The following is a 22,154-nucleotide window of genomic DNA, read 5'->3' on the forward strand; positions in this document are numbered from 1 at the left end:
TAAGCCTGCGCCTGAGCTTGTGGTCCACCGAACACGCCCTGCGGACCGGGCGCGCAATCGGGCAATCCATTCCTGCACGGACTGTGCTTTTGGGAAATGGTTCCATGGTTCACCTAAGCCTATAAGACCAATGTGCTTGCCAAGCGTCACTTACCCCCTCATTTGGAACAAAATTCCTGAGTCCGGAGGCTGACATGTTTGAATCGCTGGGTTTCGAAGACCTGACCGCGCCGCAAGTGGTGGTCTGGTTCGCGCTCATTCTTGGGGTCGGCTTTGGCATTCTGGCAGAGCGTACCCGTTTTTGCCTGCGCCGCGGTCTTGTCGGTGAGGATCGCCGGGCTGCTCTTGGCGTTTGGCTGACCGCGCTTGCCTTTGCCCTGCTGGGGACTCAGGCCGCCGTAGCTATGGGCTGGATCAGCTTTGGCGATCACCGTTTTCTGGCCTCAAACCTGCCGGTGGCCGCGATCGTGATAGGTGGCGCGCTGTTCGGTGCGGGCATGGTGCTGACCCGTGGCTGTGTTTCGCGGCTGACAGTGCTGACCGGGTCCGGCAACCTGCGCGCATTGACCGTACTAGCAATCTTTGCTGTGGTTGCCCATGCGACGCTCAAGGGCGTGCTTGCCCCGATCCGCACCACGCTGGCCGAGGTGACATTGCCGTTGGGTGAAACCACCAGCCTTGCCGCCCTGCCCGGCGGCGCTGCTCTGTGGACTGCCCTGCTGGTCGCCGCCGCGCTGGCCTATGCCGCGCGCTCTGGCAACCGCTGGCAGGCGCTGGTCGGCGGTGCGCTGATCGGTCTGTTGGTTCCGTTGGGTTGGGTCGGCACCGGGTTCATCCTGTATGACGATTTTGACCCGATCGCGATGGAAAGCCTCGCCTTCACTTCAACCTGGTCCGACACGCTGTTCTGGACCGTGGCCTCAACCTCGATCCCGGCGGGATTTGGCGTGGGCCTTGTCGGCGGCGTGCTTGCAGGTGCGTTTGTCTCATCGCTGGCCGCAGGCCGGTTCCAATGGCAAAGCTTTTCGTCCCCGTCCGAAACCGGTCGCTATCTAGCAGGCGCATCGCTGATGGGTGTCGGCGGCGTGCTGGCGGGTGGTTGCACCGTCGGCGCGGGCCTTTCGGGCGTGCCGACCCTGTCGATTGCGGCGCTACTGGCGCTGGCAGCTATCGTCGCGGGTGCTCTGCTGACCAATGCCGTGCTGGCGAGCACACCGCGCACCGCCCTGCACCCGGCAGAGTAACCTTATCTACGGACCCCTCCGGTCAGGAGGGATCAGAGGGCATCGCCCGCGCCAAGCACTCCCGGCGCAGGCGATGCCCTCTTTGTGTTGAGCCAGATGCGCGAGCCATCACAGATCGGGTCCGCTGCCCTCACCTTCGGCATGGTGACGAATGCGCCGGATCATCAGAAAGACAACCGCCACAACGGGCAAGGTCACAAGGGCCGTCAACATGCCCTTGCTGATCCCCAGCATGTCACCCACCGGATACAGCAGGTAGCCCACCAGCGAGACGGCATAATAGCTGATTGCCACAACGGACAGTCCTTCGACCGTCTTTTGCAATTGCAACTGCAATTCGGCCCGCTTGTTCATGCTTTCCAACAGTTGCTGGTTCTGCGCCGAACGCCCCACCTCGACCCGTGTGCGCAGCAGATCGGCAGCGCGGGTTGCACGGCGGGTCATGTTGTCCAGCCGCCGTTCCGCGCTTTTGACCGTGCGCATGGCCGGATCGTAACGGCGCATCATGAATTCCGAAAACGATTGTCGCCCCTGAAAGCGTTCCTCGCGCAGCACCTCGATCCGCTGGCCCACGATGGCCTCATAGGCCCCGGTCGCGCCCAGTCGAAAAGAGGTCCGCGCCGACAGGCTTTCAAGTTCCGCCGACACGTTGAGCAGGGATCTCAGGGTGTCCTCTTCCTGCCCGCCGTCTTCTGTCATGATCTGCATCAGGCGGGTCAGTTCGGAGTCGATCTGGCCCAACCGAGGCGAGATTTCGCGCACGCGGGTAAACCCCAGCATCGACATCGCCTTGTAGGTTTCGATCTCACACAACCGCTGCACGATACGACCAACCCGGCGTTGGCCGATCCCTTGGCGCACAAAAGCGGCAAAGCGTAGATGCCCTGCCGGATCAATGCGAAAGTCCCCGGCGATCACCGCATCGCGGTCGATCACCTCACTGACGGCAATGCTCTCCGGGACCATCCAGTTGTTCAGATTGCTGCTGATGTCCAAGTTTGCGGTTGGCCGGTCATCGATTCGGATCATGGCCGAAGTGACGCGAACCCCCGGCGCGGTGTTCAGCCAATCTGATGGAAACACATCAAAATCGGCAGGGTCGTAGGGCCGCTCTCCCAGTCCCGACATAAAGACGGTGTACGTCACAAATTCGGTATGCTGCTCCCATTTGAGCATGTGCTGCCCGATCTGTCCTTGAAAATGGGTCGCGCCGGGCTGGGGATGTGCCGTGCCATAACGGTCCAACAAATCAATCAGATGGATCAAATCCTGGCTGCGATCCCGTGACGCCGCATCCCGAGGCTGCTTGATCGCAAGATAAATCGCCCGGCACGGGGCTGTCAGCGAGGGAAAAGGCCGCGCGTGCAGCTCATTCGCCAGCTTGTAGCGCAGCGGGTGGTCCTGGATGGGGGGCATGGCACAGCTCCGGTCAGATGGCGCTATATGGAATGCAGAACGCGCAAAGTAAAGAAAAAATACGCTTGGTTTCAATACCTTATGTGAATACCACCGTATACCGTTCAGGCTGGGGCAAGCGGCGAAACAGAATCGGGATCGTTATGTTCCTGCCCGCGTATAGAGGGTGGAGCTGACGTAGGCCTTGCGTGGACCATCAACGCGCCACTTCACCCTCCAGACCGGCCATTCCGCAAAGTCATAGACACCATCATACTGATCAGGGGGGCACCAGTGGACAACAGTGCCGCCCTGCGGCGGGACCTGGTGAAATAGACGCCCGTCGTCAAAAAACACGCTTAGATCCGGGGCCCATCGATAGCGGCGCTCGGCCAGAAACGGTCCCTGCCCGCCCAACCAAACGTGTCCGGTCTCTGAATACAGCGCGCCGGTATCCTCAAGATGCCATTCTGCCGTGCCCTTGAACTGGCCCTCACCGCCGTCGTCCTGTCGGATGGACCGCGTCACGTCCCACGTCCCAAGGAAATCTGCCAGCGTTCGAGAGGTCACAGGCCCTTGCCGCCTCTCGGCATCGCAGCGGCAACGGTCAAAACTATATGGATCAGGGCAATCCGTCTCATCGCGTGCTCCTTGCAGGACATGTACAGGCATCGTAAAGGCAGCGCTTTGCCAGAGACAATGCACGAAAGGGTTTGCGCCATGATCCCCCGTTACTCCCGCCCCGAAATGGTGGCCATCTGGAGCCCCGAAACCAAGTTCCGCATCTGGTACGAGATCGAGGCACACGCCTGTGACGCCCAGGCCGACCTAGGTGTGATCCCCAAGGCCAACGCCGAAGCGGTCTGGAAAGCCAAGGATGTCGAGTTTGACGTCGCCCGCATCGATGAAATCGAGGCCGTGACCAAACATGACGTCATCGCCTTTCTGACCCATCTGGCAGAGATCATCGGCAACGATGAGGCGCGGTTTGTCCATCAGGGCATGACCTCTTCGGATGTGCTGGACACCTGCTTCAACGTGCAACTGGTGCGCGCGGCGGATATCCTGATCAAGGATCTTGAGGGCCTTCTGGCCGCGCTGAAACGGCGCGCACTGGAACATAAGGACACGATCCGCATTGGCCGGTCGCACGGCATCCACGCCGAACCCACCACCATGGGCCTGACCTTTGCCCGCTTTTACGCAGAAATGGACCGCAACCTGAGCCGGATGCGCGATGCCCGGTCCGAGATAGCAACCGGCGCGATTTCCGGTGCGGTCGGCACCTTTGCCAACATCGACCCGGCGGTTGAGGAACATGTCTGCGACAAGCTGGGACTGGTGCCGGAACCGATCAGCACGCAGGTCATCCCGCGCGACCGTCACGCCGCGTTTTTTGCGACTCTGGGGGTGATTGCCTCTTCGGTGGAAAACATCGCGACAGAGATCCGGCATATGCAGCGCACCGAAGTGCTGGAAGCCGCGGAATTCTTTTCGATGGGGCAAAAGGGTTCATCCGCGATGCCGCACAAGAAGAACCCGGTGCTGACCGAAAACCTGACCGGCCTTGCGCGTCTGGTTCGTATGGCCGTCGTGCCAGCGATGGAAAACGTGACCCTTTGGCATGAGCGCGACATCTCGCACTCTTCGGTTGAGCGTAACATCGGCCCTGACACCACCATCACGCTGGACTTTGCGCTTTCGCGCCTGACAGGTGTGATCGACAAGCTGTTGGTGTATCCGCAGAACATGCTGGACAACATGAACAAATTCCCCGGTCTGGTGATGTCCCAACGGGTGCTGCTGGCGCTGACGCAGGCCGGTGTGTCGCGCGAGGATGCCTACCGTCTGGTGCAGCGCAACGCCATGAAGGTCTGGGATCACCGCACCGATTTCCGCGAGGAACTGCTGGCGGACGAAGAGGTGCGCGCCGCCCTGTCAGAGGAAGAGATCAACGAAAAGTTCGACCTTGGCTATCATACCAAGCATGTCGACACGATCTTTGCCCGCGTTTTCGGCGAGTGATCGGAATGGCCCGTCGGATAGGCGGGCCATTTCCATTCTGTCCATCACAAACCGATTTGCGCAACTTTGTTTAGGTCCACCCCCGGTGTCGTGCTATCTTTTGGTGCATTCGCAACAGGAGGACCATGAAGATGACGCTGAAGACCCTTATCGCCGCAGCCGCATTGACCCTGTCCCCGGCGCTGGCAATTGCGGCCTGCTCTGATCACGCTGAACAGGTGATGACCTGCGCAGACGGCACCACCTATGACGCCACCAGCAAGACCTGCGTGGTGATGTCGGGCTAATCCGCCCGGTCCGGTCCACGTTCAAGGAAAAGACCCGGGCGGCCCTAACGGCGGCCCGTTTTCATGGCCGTTTCATCGCGGTTCATGGCTGTAATGCGTCAGGACAAAGGCTCTGGCGCAATCGGAGTTACGGTTCCGGCGCTGACAACCTCTGACATCGCCAGCAGCATTTCCTCCAGCTTGTCGAGTTCGTCGATTGCCATTTGCGGATCACGCCGGGCGACCCGTGCGCGTGCCATGCGCAACGTGCGCAACATGCGTCCCATTCCCGGTGACAGGCTTTCGCCAAGCGGATTGCCGAAATCGGTCACGCGTTGCGCCTTTTCAGTCGTTCGCAGGATCTCGCGCTCCTTGAGAAATCGACTGACCATATCCCATATACTCTGCGTCGAAAGCCGCTCCTTGGACAACGCGGCGATATCGGAGTCGAGGGTGCGCACATCATCGCCCGTTACAATGCAGATCACGGAATCGGCCATCCGGCTGTTTGAGCGAAGCTCTTGCGCGAATTCGGTCCCAAGGCCATCGGGCATCCGATTGTCGATCAGGATCAAATCGGCACTGCCGTGATCCAGAAAGCGCCGCGCTTTTGTCAGAGTAGCGCATTCGTACAGGCGCAGATTGGGGCGCGCACGTCCAACGCATCGCTTGATCATGTGGCGGTCAAAGGTATCGTCATCGATCACCAGACAGGTGGACAATGATTGCTGTTGACGTCACGCCCGCTTGTCTGCTGCACCCTGATACCTCGTCATCCGCCACCAGACGCGAACCTGAACAGAGTTCCCTAACCGGAGATGAATCCGGACGGAAAATTCATGTGCAATTGCAAGTGTTTCTCCGGCCATTTCCCGGTCAACTTGCGGCATCAGACTTAACGGGTCAGAAACCTTGTCCCGCTACCTCTGTCCTTCGTAGCCAACAATGTGGTCGAGAATTTCTGGATGTCAGCCCTTGCCGCCCTGCCCGCCCCTGCCGTCGTCCGCCCCGGCAAACAGCCCCTCAGCCGTAAGGCCAAGGCCGCCATCATCGTGCAGTTCTTACTGAACGAAGGCGCCGATGTGCCGCTGTCCGCCCTGCCGGACGAATATCAGGCCGAACTGACGATGTTGCTGGGCAATATGCGTTATATCGACCGCGAGACGCTGAATGCGGTGGTCGAGGAGTTTTCGAACGAACTCGAATCGGTCGGTCTTGCCTTTCCCGGCGACATGGCCGGAGCACTGAATGCGCTTGACGGAAAGATCAACGCACACACCGCCCATCGCCTGCGCAAAGAGGCGGGTGTGCGCCAGACCGGCGATCCCTGGCAGCGGATCAACGCGCTGGATGTGGACCGGTTGCGCGCCCTCGTAACATCCGAAAGCACGGAAATCGCAGCCGTCATGATGTCCAAAATCGATGTTGGCAAGGCCGCGCAAGTGCTGGCCAAACTGCCCGGGGACAAGGCGCGGCGGATTTCCTACGCGGTTTCGATGACCACCGGTGTCACCCCCGACGCGGTGGACCGGATCGGCATCAGCCTTGCGGCGCAGATCGACGCCGAACCACTCAAGGCATTCAAGACGCGCCCGGATGAGCGACTGGGCGCTATCCTGAACTATTCCAACACCGCTGTGCGTGAGGAATTGCTACAGAACCTCGAACAGGAAGATGCCGACTTCGCCGAGGCCGTGCGCAAGGCCATCTTCACCTTTGCGAATATCCCGGAACGGCTGAACGCAATCGACGTGCCAAAGATCACTCGCGACGTGCCGCCCGATGCCTTGGCCATGGCCATGGCCGCCGCCTCTGCCGGATCAGATGAGGAAAGGAAGGCCGTCGAATTTCTCTATGCCAACATGTCCAAACGTCTGGGCGAAAACATCCGCGAAGAAGCCGCCAATTTTGGCGAGGTCAAGGCCAAGAATGGTGAGGCTGCCATGTCCGCGGTTGTCAGCGCGATTCGCGATCTGGTCGCCGTCGGTGAGATTGAACTGGTCAGCCCGGAGGACGAGTGAAACGGCCTTTACGGCCCCCCATAGGACCGGGGCGGCACCGCCCTCTTGCCGCCCGTGGCCATGCCGCTTAGGTACGGCTCACGCAGGCTTTGGGGCGGAAAATGGGAAAAAGCAGCAAACAGAAGGACGCGCAGGAGCACGGCGGCTGGCGGGATCGCCTGTCCGACATGGCGCTGCGCGGCTTTATCGGGGCGGTCAACCTGCTCCCGGTGCGCCGCCGACTTGCGTTTGTCGGCTGGGCCGTCCGCCGCGTCATTGCACCGCCTCTGGGCTGGTACGCGCGGGTTGAGGCCAATCTTGATCACGTCTGGCCCGCCACCCCGCCCGACCGGAAACGGGCCATCGCAGAGGCCGCAATCGATAATCTGGGCCGCGCACTAATCGAAAATTATGACCCGCAGGAAATGTTGCGCCGGGGCGCGGCATATCCGGTGACTGGCCCCGGCCTGTCCGCATTGGAAGAAGCCTGCGCAGAGGGCCGCCCGGTCCTGCTGCTGTCGGGGCATTACGGTAATCCGGTCTGTGCGCGCTGTGCTCTGGTGGCGCGGGGCATTCCGGTGGGCGGCTTTCTGCGCCCGCTGTCGAATCCCTATTCGAACGCACGTTATATCCAGAATTACCGCGATGTGGCCGATCCTGTCTTTGTTCAAGGACGGCGCGGGTTGATGGACCTGCTCAAGCACATCCGCGACGGGGGCGTTGCTGCTATGGCCTTTGATGTCTTCGAAAGCTCTGGCCCCGCCATCGACTTTCTGGGCCAGCCAGCGCCAACCACCCTGTCCCCCGCCGAGATCGCGCTGAAGACAAACGCCCTGCTGATCCCTTACTTCGGCATCCGCCGAAGTGATGGCTATGGCTTTGACGCCGTCGTCGAAGAACCGATCCCGCACGGCGATGCTCTGGAGATGATGCGTGAGGCAACCCGCCGGCTAGAGGCGCGGATCGAAGCCGATCCAGGTCAATGGATGTGGACGCACCGACGCTGGAAACCCAAGCGCCAGAAAAAGCGTCAGCGCAAGCGGGCCGCAGCCACGATGTGACCGTCAACCGGGTCCTGCACCAGCACAACCACCGGCTCACCCTCGTTCACCTGGACATTACCCTCATAGACGCCGCGCCCGTCCCAGCGCGCCACCACATCCCAACTGTTTGCAATGTTGGTATAGGTCAGCGTGCGGCCTGCGTTTTCGCCTTTCGCGATCATCACTTGCTCTTGTGGCAGGTAGCGCACCACATGGATGTCGCAGGGGCGCAGGCCGCCCCGCGCTTCGGCGCGGATGTTGATGCTGTCGCCGTTGCGACTGACGTCGAGATCCACATGCGACGGCATCGCCGCGTGTTTGCTGATCAGCTTGGTCAATTTCATCGGGCGCGAGCCGACCACATCATCGACGCCGTTGACCACCATTTGCGGGGTATAAATCATCTTCCAGCCGCCGGTGCGCGCATAGGCTTTTTGCCGCCGGGTAAAGGCGTGCTTGGCAAAAACGTCTTTCCAGCCAATGTAGTCCCAGTAATCGACATGCAGGGCCAGCGCGATCACGTCGTCCCGGTCGCTCAGCTCGGCAAGGATGTCGTCGGCGGCCGGGCAAGAGGAACAGCCCTGCGACGTAAACAGCTCGACCACAACAGGAGAGTCCTGAGCGGCAACCGCCCCGGCCAGCGCAAACCATCCCGCCGCCATGTATCCCGCTACTCTGCGCATGAATTCCAAGCCTTTGTCTGTTATCCCCAGTTCGGTCTACCCAAGCTCGTTCCTGAACGCCAATCAAGGTTTTGGGATAAAGCGTGACAGAACGCTTGGCTAGAGACATGAAAGCCGGGAAACACAGCACAACCGGCGATTGGCCGGGCTTTGCCCGTCAAATTGTGTGCGACGGTATACAAAAACGACGCACCCCCCTTGATAGACTCACCGGGTTTCGGCATGAGGGGCGCAAGCAACCCCTTTTCGTCACCCCATCGGAGGCATTTCCCATGACCATCACCGTAGGCCATGACAGCGCCAAGACGCGCAAGACACTGGAGGCCGGCGGCAAGACCGTCGCCTATTACTCGATCCCCGCCGCAGAGGCCGCAGGCCTTGGCGACTTCTCCAAACTGCCCGCCGCGCTCAAGGTGGTGCTGGAAAACATGCTGCGCTTCGAGGACGGCAAGACCGTCACCGTCGACGACATCAAGGCATTCTCCGACTGGGCCGCAAACGGCGGCAAAGGCAACCGTGAACTGGCGTACCGCCCGGCCCGCGTGCTGATGCAGGACTTCACCGGCGTTCCCGCCGTGGTCGACCTTGCCGCCATGCGCGACGGCATCAAGGCGCTGGGTGGCGACGCGCAAAAAATCAACCCGCTGAACCCGGTCGATCTGGTCATCGACCACTCTGTCATGATCGACGAATTCGGCAACCCGCGCGCCTTCCAGATGAACGTGGACCGCGAGTATGAGCGCAACATGGAGCGTTACACGTTCCTCAAGTGGGGCCAGAACGCGTTCAACAACTTCCGCGTTGTGCCCCCCGGCACCGGCATCTGCCACCAGGTGAACCTTGAGTACCTCAGCCAAACCGTCTGGACCGATGAGGACCAGAACGGCGAAACCGTGGCCTACCCCGACACGCTGGTCGGCACTGACAGCCACACCACCATGGTCAACGGCGCGGCCGTTCTGGGTTGGGGCGTTGGCGGCATCGAAGCCGAGGCCGCGATGCTGGGTCAGCCGATCTCGATGCTGATCCCCGAGGTTGTCGGCTTCAAGCTGACCGGCAAGATGCTCGAAGGCACCACCGGCACCGACCTTGTGCTGAAGGTTGTCGAGATGCTGCGCGCCCACGGCGTCGTGTCCAAGTTCGTCGAATTCTATGGCGAAGGGCTGGACAGCCTGCCGCTGGCGGACCGCGCCACCATCGCCAACATGGCCCCGGAATACGGCGCCACTTGCGGCTTCTTCCCGATTGACGACGAAACCCTGCGCTATCTGACCAACACCGGCCGCGACAAGGATCGCATCGCGCTGGTCGAGGCTTATGCCAAGGAAAACGGTTTCTGGCGCGGCCCGGATTACGATCCGGTCTACACCAGCACGCTGGAACTGGACATGGGCACCATCGTGCCCGCGATTTCCGGGCCCAAGCGGCCGCAGGACTACATCGCGCTGGACGCCGCCGCGACCGCCTTTGGCGAATACGTCAAGGGCATCCGCTCCGGTGAGGACGCCACTCCCAAGGAAGAAGTCCGCTGGGAAGGTGAAGGCGGCGCGCCCGAGCCGACCGACATTCCGGGCGACGAAGGCCACCATAAGCGCGGCTACGTCAAGACCGACGAGCACGGCTACCAGCTGCATGACGGCTCGATCGTGATCGCCTCGATCACCTCGTGCACCAACACGTCGAACCCCTATGTGATGATCGGCGCCGGTCTGGTTGCCCGCAAGGCAGCGGCCCTTGGCCTGACGCGCAAGCCGTGGGTCAAGACGTCGTTGGCGCCGGGTTCGCAGGTGGTCTCCGCCTATCTTGAGGCGGCGGACCTGCAAAAGGATCTGGACGCGGTTGGTTTCAACCTCGTTGGCTACGGTTGCACCACCTGCATCGGCAACTCCGGCCCGCTGGCCGAGGAAATCTCCAAATGCATCAACGACAATGATCTGATCGGCACCTCGGTCCTGTCCGGCAACCGCAACTTTGAAGGCCGCATTTCGCCTGACGTGCGCGCCAACTATCTGGCTTCGCCGCCGCTGGTCGTGGCGTACGCGCTGGTGGGCGACATGAACGTCGACATCACCAAGGACAGCCTGGGCAAGGATAAGGACGGAAACGACGTCTACCTGAAAGACATCTGGCCGACCACGAAGGAAGTGGCCGATCTGGTGCAGGAAACCGTCACGCGTGAGGCATTCCAGTCCAAATATGCGGACGTCTTCAAAGGCGACGACAAATGGCAGGGCGTCGAGGTTCCTCAACAGGAAACGTATGACTGGCCGTCGACCTCGACCTACATCCAGAACCCGCCGTATTTCCAAGGTATGTCCAAGGAAAAAGGCGAGATCACCAACATCAATGGCGCGCGTGTTCTGGCCCTGCTGGGCGACATGATCACCACCGACCACATCTCTCCGGCCGGATCGTTCAAGGACACCACCCCGGCGGGCAAATACCTGACCGAGCGTCAGGTGCCCCAGCGCGAGTTCAACTCTTACGGCTCGCGTCGCGGCAACCATGAGGTGATGATGCGCGGCACCTTTGCCAACATCCGCATCAAGAACGAGATGCTGGACGGCGTCGAGGGCGGCTATTCCAAAGGCCCGGACGGCAACCAGACCTCGATCTACGACGCGGCCATGGCCTACAAGGACGCTGGCACCCCGCTGGTGATCTTCGGTGGCGAGCAGTACGGCGCGGGTTCTTCGCGCGACTGGGCGGCCAAAGGCACGGCGCTGCTGGGCGTCAAGGCGGTCGTCGCGGAATCGTTTGAGCGTATCCACCGTTCCAACCTAGTCGGCATGGGCGTCATCCCGTTCGAGTTCACCGGCGGCGACACCCGCAAATCGCTTGGCCTGACCGGGGATGAAACGGTGTCGATCTCTGGCCTTGATACCATCCAACCGCTGCAAGAGGTGCCCTGCACCATCACCATGGCGGATGGATCGACCAAGGAGATCACGCTGAAATGCCGGATCGATACCGCCATCGAGGTGGAATACATCGAACACGGCGGCGTGCTGCACTATGTGCTGCGCAATCTGGCCAAGTCGTAAGGTCATCGCGTCAGAGTAACTCTCTGAACTAAAATGGATTATGGGCCGCTGTTCCTTTGGAACAGCGGCCCATTTCGTTTGTCGTCCCCGATTTGATAAACCACTGGTTCCCGGGCGGAACCGCCGCTAACCTCTCGGCCATAACCCTATGCAGCATTTGTCTCAGCCGGAGTTTCCAGATGTCCGAAACCTTTACCCATATCTTTGCCGTCGGCGGCGTCGACGGATCGGGCAACTACCAGTTGCAAGGCCCCAATGCCATATCCTCGACCGTCAGCGACGGGGCGGATGGCGTCAACGACACCTCCACCGCCGTGGGCGACAATGTCACCTGGACGGTGTCCAGCGTTTTGGCCAGCGGCCCCTATGAGCTGATCGGCCTGACCGTTGACGGCGACCCGGTGCTGTTCGACGGGTCCGCCGCCTATGTGGCGTCAAACAACCCGACACTTGGGCCCGGCGTTGTGAATGCCTCCAGCGACCCAAGCTACACCTACTGCTTTGCCGCCGGAACCTTGATCGCGACACCCTCCGGCGACGTCCCTGTCGAGACCCTGACCATCGGGGACACCGTGCTGACCGCTGCGGCCAGACCCGTGCCCGTCAGATGGATTGGCCGCCAGACCCTGCGCAGCCTGTTTGCCGGCCCCAGACAACAGCTTGTCCGTATTTGTGCAGGCGCGCTTGGTGGCGGCCTGCCCTACAGCGACCTGACCGTGACTGCTGATCACGGCATGATCCTTGACGGAGTGGTCGTCAATGCCTCCGCGCTGGTCAACGGCGACAGCATCAACTTTGTGCCGCTGGCCGATCTCCCCGCACAGGTCACCGTCTACCATGTCGAGACAGAGGCGCATGACGTGATCCTCGCCAATGGTGCGCCGTCGGAGACCTTCATCGACTATCGCGACCGCCGCGCCTTTGACAATTTCGAGGAATACCTCGATCTCTACGGCCTCGAGCGGATCATCCCCGAGATGGCGCGCCCTCGGATCTCATCCCGGCGCATGTTGCCGCAGCAGATCCGGAACCGTTTGGAACCTGCCGACGCCTCAATGGCCCCCGACTTGGCCCGCCTTGCCTGACCGGATCAAGACCGCGAATCCGGTGGACTGAATCGAACACGGCGGCGTGTACCTTTACGTTCTGCGCCCTCCGGCGAAAGCATCGTTCGCGGCAGAATGAGCCGGTTGAACACTTGTGAAAAGGGCACTTCGGCGCCCCTTTTTTGGTTGATCGGATGCGCTGTGCCAGACCTGCGTTAAACCAAGTTGCTTGACTTATCGTTAACCTTTGGGCGTGTTGATCGGCATTAATCTATTTCGAGGGACAAGAAATCATGCCGACAACTTTCCATTTTGAGTCGCAAGTCGGCATCGGCCCCAAGAATACTCCAGCCTCTGCCAACCCCATCAATTTTGACGTCGAGATTACTGCACTGATCGACGACGGTTCGATCCTGCCCGGCGACGAGATCACACTGACGCAACTCGACTTTATTCCCCCACCGGAATGGATCTCAGCGGGTCTGACCCCGGTGAACCAAGGCCCGGACCCCGGCGGCTCGGGGGCCGACGTCTACACCGCCTCTGCCTATTATTATGGAACAAAAGATTTTTCTTCGTCCATCGGAAACCAGACCGGGTTCATTTTCGGCGCTGATCCATCCTTTTCTATCGAGTTCGAGTTCCTGATCCTCTTCGACAACAACTTTGACTTCTTCGGCGCAGATGCGATCCTTTTGAACGGAATAGAATTCTGGAACCAGACCAGCACGTCTCTACCCCTACTCATTGAACCTGCCTGTTTTCTGGCTGGAACCACCATCGCCACGCCTGGCGGTTCAAGTGCCGTCGAAGACCTCCGGATCGGACAGCCGATCTTGACCGCTGATGGGCGGGTGGTGCCGGTCAGATGGATCGGTCGGCAGATCATTCACAAGTCGTTCTCAGGCAGCAAGGCGCAGCCAGTGCGCTTGCGCGCCGGAGCCTTGGGCGATGGACTGCCCCACAGCGACCTCACCGTAACCGCCGATCACGGAATGATCCTTGACGGAGTGGTCGTCAATGCCTCCGCGCTGGTCAACGGCGACAGCATCGGTTTTGTGCCTCAGGCGGAATTGCCCGAGCAGTTCACCGTCTACCACGTCGAGACAGAGGCGCATGACGTGATCCTTGCCAATGGCGCGCCCGCAGAGACCTTTATCGACTACCGCGGTCGCCATGCGTTCGACAATTATGCCGAATACCTCGATCTCTACGGCTGTGAGCGTATCATCCCGGAAATGCCGTCGCCCCGGATCAATACCCAACGAATGCTGCCGGACATGATCCGCCAAAAACTGGGAAACGCGGAGGACAAGCAGCTAGGGCACCAGATCGCGCCATACGAGGACCGATTGATCGGCTAGACTGTCCCTGATCCAGACTGACCACCGGCCCATTAACCTTGAGTTTACAAAGTCTGCCGCGCATACTGGAGTATAAGTTTAGTTTAGTACAGAAAGTGACCTTCATGGCCGATTATGTTCTCAGCCCGATCGTTCAATACACCAACTACGGATCGGACGGAAATTTTAACGCAAATTCAACATGGAACGATACCGTCACGGTGTCCGACGGCGCAATTGACGACAATCAATTCACGGATGGCGAAGGCGGCATCCAGATGGTGTTTTCGCCGAATCCCGCGCAAGGTGTCATTTATCAGGGCCAGATTGAATACATGGGGGAATCGTACCCCATATTCGAAAACTTCACAGGCGCAGTCTTTGTGTTGGGCGTCCACCTCCCAGAGGCAACATATGGGACGGTCGCCGATCTTGGGTCAGATACCAGCCCGTTCACCCTGTGCTTTGCCGAAGGCACGCGGATCGCTACGCCAACAGGGGAAAGCGCCGTAGAAGCCCTGGCAATCGGTGACGCCGTCCTGAACGCTGCGGGCAACCCTGTTTCCGTTCGATGGATCGGGCGTCAGACTGTGCAGTCCCGGTTTGCCGGACCGAAGACCGCGATGGTCCGCATCTGCGCCGGTGCCCTTGGCGGCAACCTGCCCTACAGCGACCTGACTGTGACCGCAGATCACGGCATGATCCTTGACGGGCTCGTAATCAATGCATCCGCTCTGGTCGACGGCGACGGCATCGACTTTGTGCCTCTGGCCGAGATGCCCGACAGCTTCACCGTCTATCACATCGAGACAGAGTCGCATGACGTGATCCTCGCCAATGGTGCGCCGTCGGAAACCTTCATCGACTACCGCGGCCGCCGTGCGTTTGACAATTTCGACGAATACCTCGACCTCTACGGTGCCGAGCGGATCATTCCCGAGATGCACCGGCCGAGAATTTCATCGGCACGGCTCTTGCCACAGTCGATCTGCGACAAGCTGAAGATCAGCGCGCCCCTTTTGGATCTTGCCAAGTCCGCATAGGGGCCTCTTAAAACACAGCGAGCAAGCAATCTTTGAAACCACTGCCACTGGCGTTGCAGACACTCCCCCTAAGCGGGTGCCCCCTGACATAACCCATGTCCCGACATTAGTTTTTTTAGCGCACTTGACTGCACGCCAAGCGGGACTGACCGAGATATAGATTGATGTGTGCTTGGATTTTCGCCTATCAACATACAGCGTTCATTTCTTCACGCAAAATAAACGAATAGTTAGAGAGAGAGTAGCATGGGCAGTTTCTCGACAACACACGCCATCACCTACAATAGCGGCTCCTTCGAGGGTCCAGTACACAATTTCGTCGAGACCATCAGCGATGGCGACGCGGACACAACCTTTGAAACCGGCGACACCCATTTCTATGTGGCCGGCGCCCTCACTATGGTCTTTCAGGGCACGGCGGTTGTCGACGGCATCACATGGCCGGTCTTCTCCTATCAAGAGGCTCCGACGTATTTCACAATTTTGATGGATCAGGCACCCGTCACTGTGCCGCCGACCCTATCGTATACTCCCGGTGAAACATTCAATAATGCCTGTTTCGCAGCAGGCACCCTGATCGCCACGCCTGCGGGCGACGTTCCCGTCGAGACCCTGCAAACCGGTGACCAGATCCGCACCGCCGATGGCCGCGACGTCGCCGTGAAATGGTTGGGGCATCTCAGCTACAGACCCTTGTTCTGCTCCGCCAAGCACCTGCCCGTACGCATCCGTGCGGGCGCTTTGGGCGACGGCCTGCCTCTGGCTGATCTGGTGGTGACCGCCGATCATGGCATTATCATCGATGGGCTTGTGGTCAACGCCTCTGCGCTGATCAATGGCACGACCATCGATTTTGTCCCTGTGAAGGAACTTCCTGACAGGCTGACGGTCTATCACGTCGAGACAGACGCGCATGACGTCATCCTCGCCAATGGCGCGCCTGCAGAGACCTTCATCGACTACCGCGACCGTCGTGCCTTTGACAATTTCGGCGAATACCTCGAGCTATGCAGCTGTGAGCGGATCATCCCGGAAATGGACCGCCCGCGCATTTCCAGCGCTCGCCATTTGCCCGATGCGACCAGAGAAAGGTTGGGGATCACAGCGGCGGATCATCTTGCGTCTGCTTCCTGACTGTCAAAGGGTTTCCCTTCCCGTGAGGTGTCCGACTTCGCGCCAGACGACCTGATAAAGGTCACGCTCCTGAAATTCGTGCTCTCCCCAAAGCGTGGTGGTAGAGATCTCAACAGCTGTTGGGAAACGTGACACGATTCACGCTCATCTGGGATGAGCCATCCACTATGCTGCAGAGTGGCTCATCGATAGAACGTCTTGCCTGCACATTTTTTATTTTGCCTTTTTAAATAGCGATCTCGCATTGGCATCAACAATGCGGTCGAGGCCCGAAAGCGCCAATCGGAAATCGAATCCGAACAGCGGGTGGGGCACCTCGCCCAAAGCCACATTTGCGACACAACATTTAACGACCGTTAATCCTTTATTAACACTTTCCTCGCAGATTGGACATGATCCGCCCGCCAAGAACAACTGCACAAAAGGAGACTCTCTAAGGTTGATGTCGTGAAGTTATCAACCTTTTCTGTTTGTTTTCTGCGTGTTGCTTCGTGTTCAAAAGCCCACCGAGACAAGCGAGCAATCAAATCACATTCAGCTCTGAAGAAAACCTTCTTTCGAGCGCACCCATGAATCATGCCTTGCGCTGCGTCTAGTTATTTCGACGCAGGCACCTCCCCAAAGGCATAAACATCAGGAGACTGTATTATATGTCCAGTATCGATCTTTCCGACGTCTATCAGTTCGACGGCGGCCTGCTATCACTTAGCTTGGGCGGTTCGACCACAACGCTGCTTTCCGACCTTAGCGCGCAAAGCCCGGCGGTCGTAGTCGACGCCAACGACTCTTTCGAGCAAACCGACGATGGCGTCACTACGTTTAATGGTGATACAATCGATTACGTTGGCAACGGAACAGCCTCCTTGCTGGGTATTATCGACCCGCAAGACTTCGTTATGTTCAACGCATCGGGTAGCACCTATCTTTGGTTCCCAAATGGCACTCCAGTCGGTGCCGGTGTTTCAATGACGTTCGAATTGGATGACGCTGGTGCCTACGCATATTGCTTTGCCGCAGACACGCTGATCGCTGGCCCAGACGGGGAACGCAAGGTTCAGGACCTGACCATCGGCGACACGATCCTGACTGCAGACGGCAAAGAAACCGCTGTCAAATGGATCGGACGCCAAACGCTGAACAAGATGTTTGGCGAAGCGTCCAAACAGATGGTGCGCATCTCCGCCGGCGCGCTGGGTTCAGGCCTGCCGCACAGCGACCTGACTTTGACCGCCGATCACGGTCTCAGCCTTGATGGGTACTTGGTAAACGCCTCGGCTTTGGTCAATGGGACGACTGTTTCATTCGTCCCGACATCGGAACTCGAGATGCAGTTCACGGTCTACCATATCGAAACCGAGGGCCATCAAGAGATTTTGGCCAACGGCGCGGCTGCCGAAACCTTCATCGACTACGCCGAGCGCAAAAAGTTCGACAACTACGATGAGTTCGTTGAACTGATCGGCGCTGAGCACGTCATTGCGGAAATGGATAAGCCACGCGTATCCGCGCGCCGCATGTTGCCCCCGGAACTGAAGGCACGGCTTGATCTTGACTACGCAGACGTCGAACTAAGTGCGTGTGCCTGATCAAAGTTAATGTCTTTGCCGCTTGAGCAGGACACAGATAGTTGAGAATTTGACGGGCCTTGCCATTCGTTGGCAAGGCCCGTTCGCTTTTCGTAATTCGGGAAAAGAACGGGAAACAGCGACACTTGGTATCCAGTGCCAATCCTCAGAGGCACTCCCCCAGAAGAGACAAATCCCCACTTGGATTCAGGAGCCGATCAAAGTCAGGCAAGAAAGCGCCTGACTTCACTGCAGAGCGGCCCACTTTCGCGCAAATCCTCCTCACCGGCGGTTTTCCTGACCTTCGCGCCCGCAAGTTCCCCCTGTAAATTAATCTCGTGACCCCATGTCTTGGGCATAAGAAAGAACGAGGCAGGACTATGAGAACCCTAACACTTTTGCAGGCTGCGGCCCTGCTGATGCTGGCTGTGATCGGCGCCTATGCCGGGCAGGATTCAGGCGAACACAATTGCGCAGCCCCCGCAGCAACGGTGAAGGTCTGCGAACACTGAACGCGCGCCCAACTTGCGACCTCAGCCGGCGTCAGGCAGCGGCGGCAGGCTGCGCAGGTACAAGATGATGGCCGACAGATCATCGTCGGTCATCCCGGCCAGATAGCCATAGGGCATCGGCGGCGTCATCTGCGCGCCGTCCGGACGCAGCCCCTTGGTGATCATGTCCCGCAGCTCTGCATCGGTGTAGATCGCCAAACCGTCCTCATGCGGGGTCAGGTTGGCCGCCACCGACACCCCCCAAGGTCCATGAAACTCAAACCCGCCTGCCCCCAGCTGGGTGTCCAGCATCGGCCCCCTTTCACCCATCGGGGTATGGCATTCCATGCAATGGGACACAGGTCCGGCAAGGTACGCACCATAGGCGACACTCACCCCCTCTTCCGGCTGCGGCACGCTGTCGATGGGCGGGCCATAGGCGGGTGGCAGCGGGATGGCGTAGGTGCTCTTGCCCGGATCACCATCGACCGCGGGCACCGTGCGCAGATACATCACAACGCTCATCACGTCGTCATCCGACAATCCGCGATACATGGCAAACGGCATCGGCGGTCCGATGATGGACCCGTCCGGGCGCAGTCCTTCGCGGATCGCCTTTGCCAGTTCCACATCCGACCAATCCGCCACAGCGCCCGCAGGTGTGATATTCGGTGCGATCGCGGTAAACGCCGGGTTCTTGTCAACCAGCCGTCCGGCAAGGTTCTGTTCCATCATCGGGCCTTGGGGGCCCAAAGGGGTGTGGCAATTGCCGCAACCTGCCGGTCCTTCGACAAGATAGCGACCGCGTTCCAGGCTGGGGTCGGCATGGGCAAGTGTGCCGCCGACAGCAAGCGCTAGGCTCAGTCCGGCTAATCTGGAAATCATCTTTCCCTCCCTGAAAAAAATTCTTTGTGGAAACCGCTTCGACTCGTACGCAAGGTCGAGAATAGCGCCTCTCAAAGAAGTCTCTCAGGGAAATCTTTTCAGCGTCCCAGCGCCTCGTTCAGCTTGGGCACAAACCGCTGTTGATAGTCAGAGCCAACCAGCGGCCCGACAAACTTGAAAACCACCGTGCCGTCACCATCCAGAATAAAGGTCTCTGGCGGGCCGGTCACGCCCCAGTCAATCGCCGTGCGGCCAGCCGGATCAAACGCCACCGCAGCAAACGGATTGCCGTCATCTGTCAAATACTTGACCGCGTTGCCTGCCTGATCCTTGAAGTTGACGCCGACAATGCGCACCCCGTCCTTTTGCATCTGCAACAGAACAGGATGTTCGGCGCGGCACGGCGGGCACCAGCTGGCCCAGAAATTGACCAGCGTCACCTCTCCTCCGGCCAGCAATTCTGGCGTGATGGGGTCATAGCCGGTCAAGGCAACATCGGTCATCGCGGGCGCCGGTTTGCCCTCGAACATCGAATCGAGACGGTCCTTGCCGTCACGCCCCAACCCCAGAAAGAACATCAACCCGATACCGGCAAAGATCAGCGGCGGCGCAATCATCAGCGGAGATAGTTTAGCCATTTCTCTGACGCTCCTCGATACGTTCCAGATGTGCCCGCACCTTGCGGGCGCGCCGGACACTGGCAACCACCAGCACCAGCAACAGCAGCAGGGACACCCCGTAGGACGCCAGCACCGTGAACGCGTATTTCCCCAGTTCTGGCATCATGCCATCCGCTCCCGTGCCAGTAGCGCGCGCGCCCGGCGGGCGCGAATTTCCGTCTGGGTGCGCAACAACACCAGCGCCACGAACAGCAGGACAAAACCGACGCCAGACACCGCCAGCGGAATGAAATAGACGTTGCTGACCTTTTCGGTGGTGTCCGCGCCGGTCACAGCCCCCGCGCGCAGCACCGATGACCCCTGATGCAGGCCCTGATTCCAGAACTGCACCGCGTACCGGCTGAGCACGGCAAAGACCGATCCCACTAGGCACAGGATCGAGGTCAGGTCGGCGGCGGTATCGTCGTCCTCGATCGCCTCCCACAGCGCCATATAGCCAAGGTAGAACAGGAACAGGATCAGGAACACGGTCAGGCGCGGATCCCATGCCCACCAAGTGCCCCACATCGGCTGCCCCCAGATCGCGCCGGTGACAAGGCCGATCAACGTCATGACAGCGCCAATGGGGGCCGCAGCGCGGGCGGCCAAGGCGCTGACATGGTGGCGGCGCACAATCCAGATCAGAGAGGCAATCAGCATCATCATCCACGCATTGATCGCCATCATGGCGGCAGGCACATGCAGATAGATGATCTTGACCGTGGACCCCTGCCGGAAATCCTCGGGCGTAAAGAAAAAGCCCCAGATCAATCCGACAGCCAGACAAATCGCAGCCGCCGCCGTCACCCAGGGCAACAGCACATCCGCGGTGCGGATGAACTTGACCGGATTGGCGTATTCCCAGATCGACATGGCCTATGGCCTCCCTTTCACGGGGTTACAGCGCAAATATCGCGCGGGCGCAATACGACACTGGTACACTCACCGCAGGTTGATCCGCAGGACAGCCGCGCTGGCAAAGGGCAGCAGGGCCGCGACCCCGAAACTGATACCCGCCAACATCAACAGCGGTGTTTGCACGGCCAGCCCCTCTGCGCCACGCCGCGCAACCTCGGCCCCGAATATCAACGTCGGCACATACAGCGGCAGCACCAGCAGCGACATCAACAGCCCGCCGCGTTTCAGCCCCACAGTCAACGCCGCGCCAAAGGTGCCGATCACCGACAACGCGGGCGTGCCCAACGCCAGACTGACAAACAGCCACAGATAGCCCGGCCCGGCAAGGTTCAGCAGCACGCCCAGCAGCGGCGCCGCCAGCACCAGCGGCAACCCGGTGGTGATCCAGTGGGCCAGCGCCTTGACGGTGACGATCCCCTCCATCGGCAGCGGCGCTGTGGCCAGCAGGTCAAGGCTGCCATCCTCCCAGTCCAGCGCAAAGATCCGGTCCAGCGACAGCAGGCAGGCCAGCAGCGCGCCGATCCACAGCACCCCCGGCGCGATTTGCGTCAGCAGGTCGGTTTGCGGGCCAACGGCAAATGGCACCAGCACGGTAACGATCAGGAAAAAGGCAAGGCCAAGGCCAAAACCGCCGCCCGCCCGCACCGCCAGCCGCAAGTCCCGTGTCAGCAGCGCGATCACAGAAACGCCTCGTCCTGCACGGCAGCGCGCGGTTTGGCGCGATAGGGGGCGACGTCAAACACATCCGCCTCGGGGATGCCAAGGTCGATATGGGTGGCCATCAATGCCGACCCGCCCTGCCCCAGATGCGCACGCACGGCCCCGGCGAATAGCGCGACAGAGTCGGCGTCCAGCGACACGGTCGGCTCATCCAGAACCCAGACGGGCCGCCCGGTGACCATCAACCGCGCCAGCCCCAACCGCCGTTTCTGGCCTGCTGACAGTGTCCCAGCCAGCCGGTCCTGCAACGCCACAAGGTTGAAGGCCGACAGTGCCGCGTCGATGCCGGAACTGCCAAAGACCCGCGCCCAGAAATCAAGGTTCTCCGATACGCTCAACATGGTTTTCAGCCCGTCGACATGGCCGGCATAGGCGATGCGTTCGCCCGCACCACGCACCTCGCCCTGCATGGCAGGCTGCAATCCGGCCACGGTGCGCAACAGCGTGGTCTTGCCCGCGCCATTCGGCCCGCGCAGCACCAGCGCCCGACCGGGCGCCAGTGCAAAGCTGACCCCCTCCAGAACCGGCACACCACCCCGCGCCACCATCAGATTGCTTGCCGTCAATTCCATGGCATTTGGCTTAGCCCAGCCCGCGCCGCCGCAAAAGGGCCAAGCCGCCTCCGCGACGCCATGCCCGCGCCAAAACGA

General features: G+C 60.1%; 22 protein-coding genes. 12 read left to right on the plus strand and 10 right to left on the minus strand.

Annotation, left to right across the window (positions count from 1 at the left end; genetic code table 11):
• The first annotated feature begins 194 nt into the window (after window positions 1–194).
• Window positions 195–1,244: a YeeE/YedE family protein gene (locus ANTHELSMS3_RS18105; protein ID WP_094036103.1), complete on the plus strand. Its 1,050-nt coding sequence runs from the start codon at window positions 195–197 to the stop codon at window positions 1,242–1,244.
• 108 nt (window positions 1,245–1,352) lie between these two features.
• On the opposite strand, the gene ANTHELSMS3_RS18110 is transcribed toward ANTHELSMS3_RS18105, so the two are convergent.
• The gene (locus ANTHELSMS3_RS18110) at window positions 1,353–2,660 is read right to left on the minus strand and encodes a DUF3422 family protein (protein WP_094036104.1); all 1,308 of its coding nucleotides are present in this window, start codon (window positions 2,658–2,660) and stop codon (window positions 1,353–1,355) included.
• 141 nt (window positions 2,661–2,801) lie between these two features.
• The gene (locus ANTHELSMS3_RS18115) at window positions 2,802–3,209 is read right to left on the minus strand and encodes a DUF6314 family protein (protein WP_094036105.1); all 408 of its coding nucleotides are present in this window, start codon (window positions 3,207–3,209) and stop codon (window positions 2,802–2,804) included.
• A 150-nt stretch (window positions 3,210–3,359) separates the two neighbouring features.
• Between ANTHELSMS3_RS18115 and purB the strand changes: the two genes are divergently transcribed.
• Together purB and ANTHELSMS3_RS18125 are read left to right on the plus strand one after the other, a co-directional pair.
• Window positions 3,360–4,664 (plus strand): adenylosuccinate lyase, encoded by a 1,305-nt coding sequence (gene purB / locus ANTHELSMS3_RS18120; protein ID WP_094036106.1) that lies wholly within the window; start codon window positions 3,360–3,362, stop codon window positions 4,662–4,664.
• A 131-nt stretch (window positions 4,665–4,795) separates the two neighbouring features.
• The gene (locus ANTHELSMS3_RS18125) at window positions 4,796–4,951 is read left to right on the plus strand and encodes a carbohydrate-binding module family 14 protein (RefSeq protein WP_094037224.1); all 156 of its coding nucleotides are present in this window, start codon (window positions 4,796–4,798) and stop codon (window positions 4,949–4,951) included.
• A 98-nt stretch (window positions 4,952–5,049) separates the two neighbouring features.
• Here the strand turns inward: ANTHELSMS3_RS18125 and ANTHELSMS3_RS18130 are convergent, their stop codons facing one another.
• Window positions 5,050–5,652: a response regulator gene (locus tag ANTHELSMS3_RS18130; RefSeq protein ID WP_157733567.1), complete on the minus strand. Its 603-nt coding sequence runs from the start codon at window positions 5,650–5,652 to the stop codon at window positions 5,050–5,052.
• 243 nt (window positions 5,653–5,895) lie between these two features.
• Here ANTHELSMS3_RS18130 and ANTHELSMS3_RS18135 point away from each other — a divergent pair, with 243 nt between their 5' ends.
• Window positions 5,896–6,951 (plus strand): flagellar motor switch protein FliG, encoded by a 1,056-nt coding sequence (locus ANTHELSMS3_RS18135; protein WP_094036108.1) that lies wholly within the window; start codon window positions 5,896–5,898, stop codon window positions 6,949–6,951.
• Between the two features lie 101 nt (window positions 6,952–7,052).
• A complete protein-coding gene (locus ANTHELSMS3_RS18140; protein ID WP_094036109.1) occupies window positions 7,053–7,991 on the plus strand; it encodes a lysophospholipid acyltransferase family protein in 939 nt (312 codons plus the stop codon).
• On the opposite strand, the gene ANTHELSMS3_RS18145 is transcribed toward ANTHELSMS3_RS18140, so the two are convergent.
• Window positions 7,961–8,656: a DUF1223 domain-containing protein gene (locus ANTHELSMS3_RS18145; protein WP_094036110.1), complete on the minus strand. Its 696-nt coding sequence runs from the start codon at window positions 8,654–8,656 to the stop codon at window positions 7,961–7,963. The two genes, ANTHELSMS3_RS18140 and ANTHELSMS3_RS18145, sit on opposite strands and share 31 nt — an antisense overlap.
• Window positions 8,657–8,928: 272 nt before the next feature.
• On the opposite strand from ANTHELSMS3_RS18145, the gene acnA reads away from it, so the two are divergent.
• From acnA to ANTHELSMS3_RS26380, 7 genes are all read left to right on the plus strand, one after another.
• Window positions 8,929–11,700: an aconitate hydratase AcnA gene (acnA, locus tag ANTHELSMS3_RS18150; protein WP_094036111.1), complete on the plus strand. Its 2,772-nt coding sequence runs from the start codon at window positions 8,929–8,931 to the stop codon at window positions 11,698–11,700.
• 179 nt (window positions 11,701–11,879) lie between these two features.
• On the plus strand, window positions 11,880–12,785 hold the full coding sequence (locus ANTHELSMS3_RS18155) for a Hint domain-containing protein (RefSeq protein ID WP_094036112.1): 906 nt from the start codon (window positions 11,880–11,882) through the stop codon (window positions 12,783–12,785).
• A gap of 254 nt (window positions 12,786–13,039) precedes the next feature.
• Window positions 13,040–14,110 (plus strand): Hint domain-containing protein, encoded by a 1,071-nt coding sequence (locus ANTHELSMS3_RS18160; protein ID WP_094036113.1) that lies wholly within the window; start codon window positions 13,040–13,042, stop codon window positions 14,108–14,110.
• Between the two features lie 104 nt (window positions 14,111–14,214).
• A complete protein-coding gene (locus ANTHELSMS3_RS18165; RefSeq protein ID WP_094036114.1) occupies window positions 14,215–15,132 on the plus strand; it encodes a Hint domain-containing protein in 918 nt (305 codons plus the stop codon).
• Window positions 15,133–15,378: 246 nt separating this feature from the next.
• A complete protein-coding gene (locus tag ANTHELSMS3_RS18170) occupies window positions 15,379–16,266 on the plus strand; it encodes a Hint domain-containing protein (protein WP_094036115.1) in 888 nt (295 codons plus the stop codon).
• Between the two features lie 650 nt (window positions 16,267–16,916).
• Window positions 16,917–17,852, plus strand: coding sequence for a Hint domain-containing protein (locus tag ANTHELSMS3_RS18175; RefSeq protein WP_094036116.1), 936 nt, complete (start codon window positions 16,917–16,919; stop codon window positions 17,850–17,852).
• A 359-nt stretch (window positions 17,853–18,211) separates the two neighbouring features.
• Window positions 18,212–18,343 (plus strand): hypothetical protein, encoded by a 132-nt coding sequence (locus ANTHELSMS3_RS26380; RefSeq protein ID WP_302630577.1) that lies wholly within the window; start codon window positions 18,212–18,214, stop codon window positions 18,341–18,343.
• Window positions 18,344–18,364: 21 nt separating this feature from the next.
• Here ANTHELSMS3_RS26380 and ANTHELSMS3_RS18180 read toward each other — a convergent pair whose 3' ends face one another.
• From ANTHELSMS3_RS18180 to ccmA, 6 genes are all read right to left on the minus strand, one after another.
• Window positions 18,365–19,207, minus strand: coding sequence for a c-type cytochrome (locus ANTHELSMS3_RS18180; RefSeq protein WP_094036117.1), 843 nt, complete (start codon window positions 19,205–19,207; stop codon window positions 18,365–18,367).
• Between the two features lie 98 nt (window positions 19,208–19,305).
• Entirely contained in the window at window positions 19,306–19,845 is a 540-nt protein-coding gene (locus tag ANTHELSMS3_RS18185) for a DsbE family thiol:disulfide interchange protein (RefSeq protein ID WP_094036118.1), read from the minus strand.
• Window positions 19,838–19,993 (minus strand): heme exporter protein CcmD, encoded by a 156-nt coding sequence (ccmD, locus tag ANTHELSMS3_RS18190; RefSeq protein ID WP_198319838.1) that lies wholly within the window; start codon window positions 19,991–19,993, stop codon window positions 19,838–19,840. Before ccmD ends, ANTHELSMS3_RS18185 begins: the two co-directional genes overlap by 8 nt.
• Window positions 19,990–20,739, minus strand: a complete 750-nt coding sequence (ccmC, locus tag ANTHELSMS3_RS18195; RefSeq protein WP_094036119.1) for a heme ABC transporter permease CcmC — start codon at window positions 20,737–20,739, stop codon at window positions 19,990–19,992. The genes ccmD and ccmC overlap by 4 nt, the downstream gene beginning before the upstream one ends.
• A 69-nt stretch (window positions 20,740–20,808) precedes the next feature.
• Window positions 20,809–21,465: a heme exporter protein CcmB gene (gene ccmB / locus ANTHELSMS3_RS18200; RefSeq protein WP_094036120.1), complete on the minus strand. Its 657-nt coding sequence runs from the start codon at window positions 21,463–21,465 to the stop codon at window positions 20,809–20,811.
• The gene (gene ccmA, locus ANTHELSMS3_RS18205) at window positions 21,462–22,076 is read right to left on the minus strand and encodes a heme ABC exporter ATP-binding protein CcmA (RefSeq protein ID WP_094036121.1); all 615 of its coding nucleotides are present in this window, start codon (window positions 22,074–22,076) and stop codon (window positions 21,462–21,464) included. The genes ccmB and ccmA overlap by 4 nt, the downstream gene beginning before the upstream one ends.
• Between the last annotated feature and the right edge of the window lie 78 nt (window positions 22,077–22,154).

Origin of the sequence: Antarctobacter heliothermus (assembly GCF_002237555.1) — a bacterium.
Classification (GTDB): domain Bacteria; phylum Pseudomonadota; class Alphaproteobacteria; order Rhodobacterales; family Rhodobacteraceae; genus Antarctobacter; species Antarctobacter heliothermus_B.

Coding starts and splice junctions, on each gene's coding strand:
- ANTHELSMS3_RS18105 (WP_094036103.1), top strand. CDS start 195: ATGTTTGAATCGCTGGGTTTCGAAGACCTGACCGCGCCGCAAGTGGTG.
- ANTHELSMS3_RS18110 (WP_094036104.1), bottom strand. CDS start 2,660: ATGCCCCCCATCCAGGACCACCCGCTGCGCTACAAGCTGGCGAATGAG.
- purB (WP_094036106.1), top strand. CDS start 3,360: ATGATCCCCCGTTACTCCCGCCCCGAAATGGTGGCCATCTGGAGCCCC.
- ANTHELSMS3_RS18125 (WP_094037224.1), top strand. CDS start 4,796: ATGACGCTGAAGACCCTTATCGCCGCAGCCGCATTGACCCTGTCCCCG.
- ANTHELSMS3_RS18135 (WP_094036108.1), top strand. CDS start 5,896: ATGTCAGCCCTTGCCGCCCTGCCCGCCCCTGCCGTCGTCCGCCCCGGC.
- ANTHELSMS3_RS18140 (WP_094036109.1), top strand. CDS start 7,053: ATGGGAAAAAGCAGCAAACAGAAGGACGCGCAGGAGCACGGCGGCTGG.
- ANTHELSMS3_RS18145 (WP_094036110.1), bottom strand. CDS start 8,656: ATGCGCAGAGTAGCGGGATACATGGCGGCGGGATGGTTTGCGCTGGCC.
- acnA (WP_094036111.1), top strand. CDS start 8,929: ATGACCATCACCGTAGGCCATGACAGCGCCAAGACGCGCAAGACACTG.
- ANTHELSMS3_RS18155 (WP_094036112.1), top strand. CDS start 11,880: ATGTCCGAAACCTTTACCCATATCTTTGCCGTCGGCGGCGTCGACGGA.
- ANTHELSMS3_RS18160 (WP_094036113.1), top strand. CDS start 13,040: ATGCCGACAACTTTCCATTTTGAGTCGCAAGTCGGCATCGGCCCCAAG.
- ANTHELSMS3_RS18165 (WP_094036114.1), top strand. CDS start 14,215: ATGGCCGATTATGTTCTCAGCCCGATCGTTCAATACACCAACTACGGA.
- ANTHELSMS3_RS18170 (WP_094036115.1), top strand. CDS start 15,379: ATGGGCAGTTTCTCGACAACACACGCCATCACCTACAATAGCGGCTCC.
- ANTHELSMS3_RS18175 (WP_094036116.1), top strand. CDS start 16,917: ATGTCCAGTATCGATCTTTCCGACGTCTATCAGTTCGACGGCGGCCTG.
- ANTHELSMS3_RS26380 (WP_302630577.1), top strand. CDS start 18,212: ATGAGAACCCTAACACTTTTGCAGGCTGCGGCCCTGCTGATGCTGGCT.
- ANTHELSMS3_RS18180 (WP_094036117.1), bottom strand. CDS start 19,207: ATGATTTCCAGATTAGCCGGACTGAGCCTAGCGCTTGCTGTCGGCGGC.
- ANTHELSMS3_RS18185 (WP_094036118.1), bottom strand. CDS start 19,845: ATGGCTAAACTATCTCCGCTGATGATTGCGCCGCCGCTGATCTTTGCC.
- ccmD (WP_198319838.1), bottom strand. CDS start 19,993: ATGATGCCAGAACTGGGGAAATACGCGTTCACGGTGCTGGCGTCCTAC.
- ccmC (WP_094036119.1), bottom strand. CDS start 20,739: ATGTCGATCTGGGAATACGCCAATCCGGTCAAGTTCATCCGCACCGCG.
- ccmA (WP_094036121.1), bottom strand. CDS start 22,076: ATGGAATTGACGGCAAGCAATCTGATGGTGGCGCGGGGTGGTGTGCCG.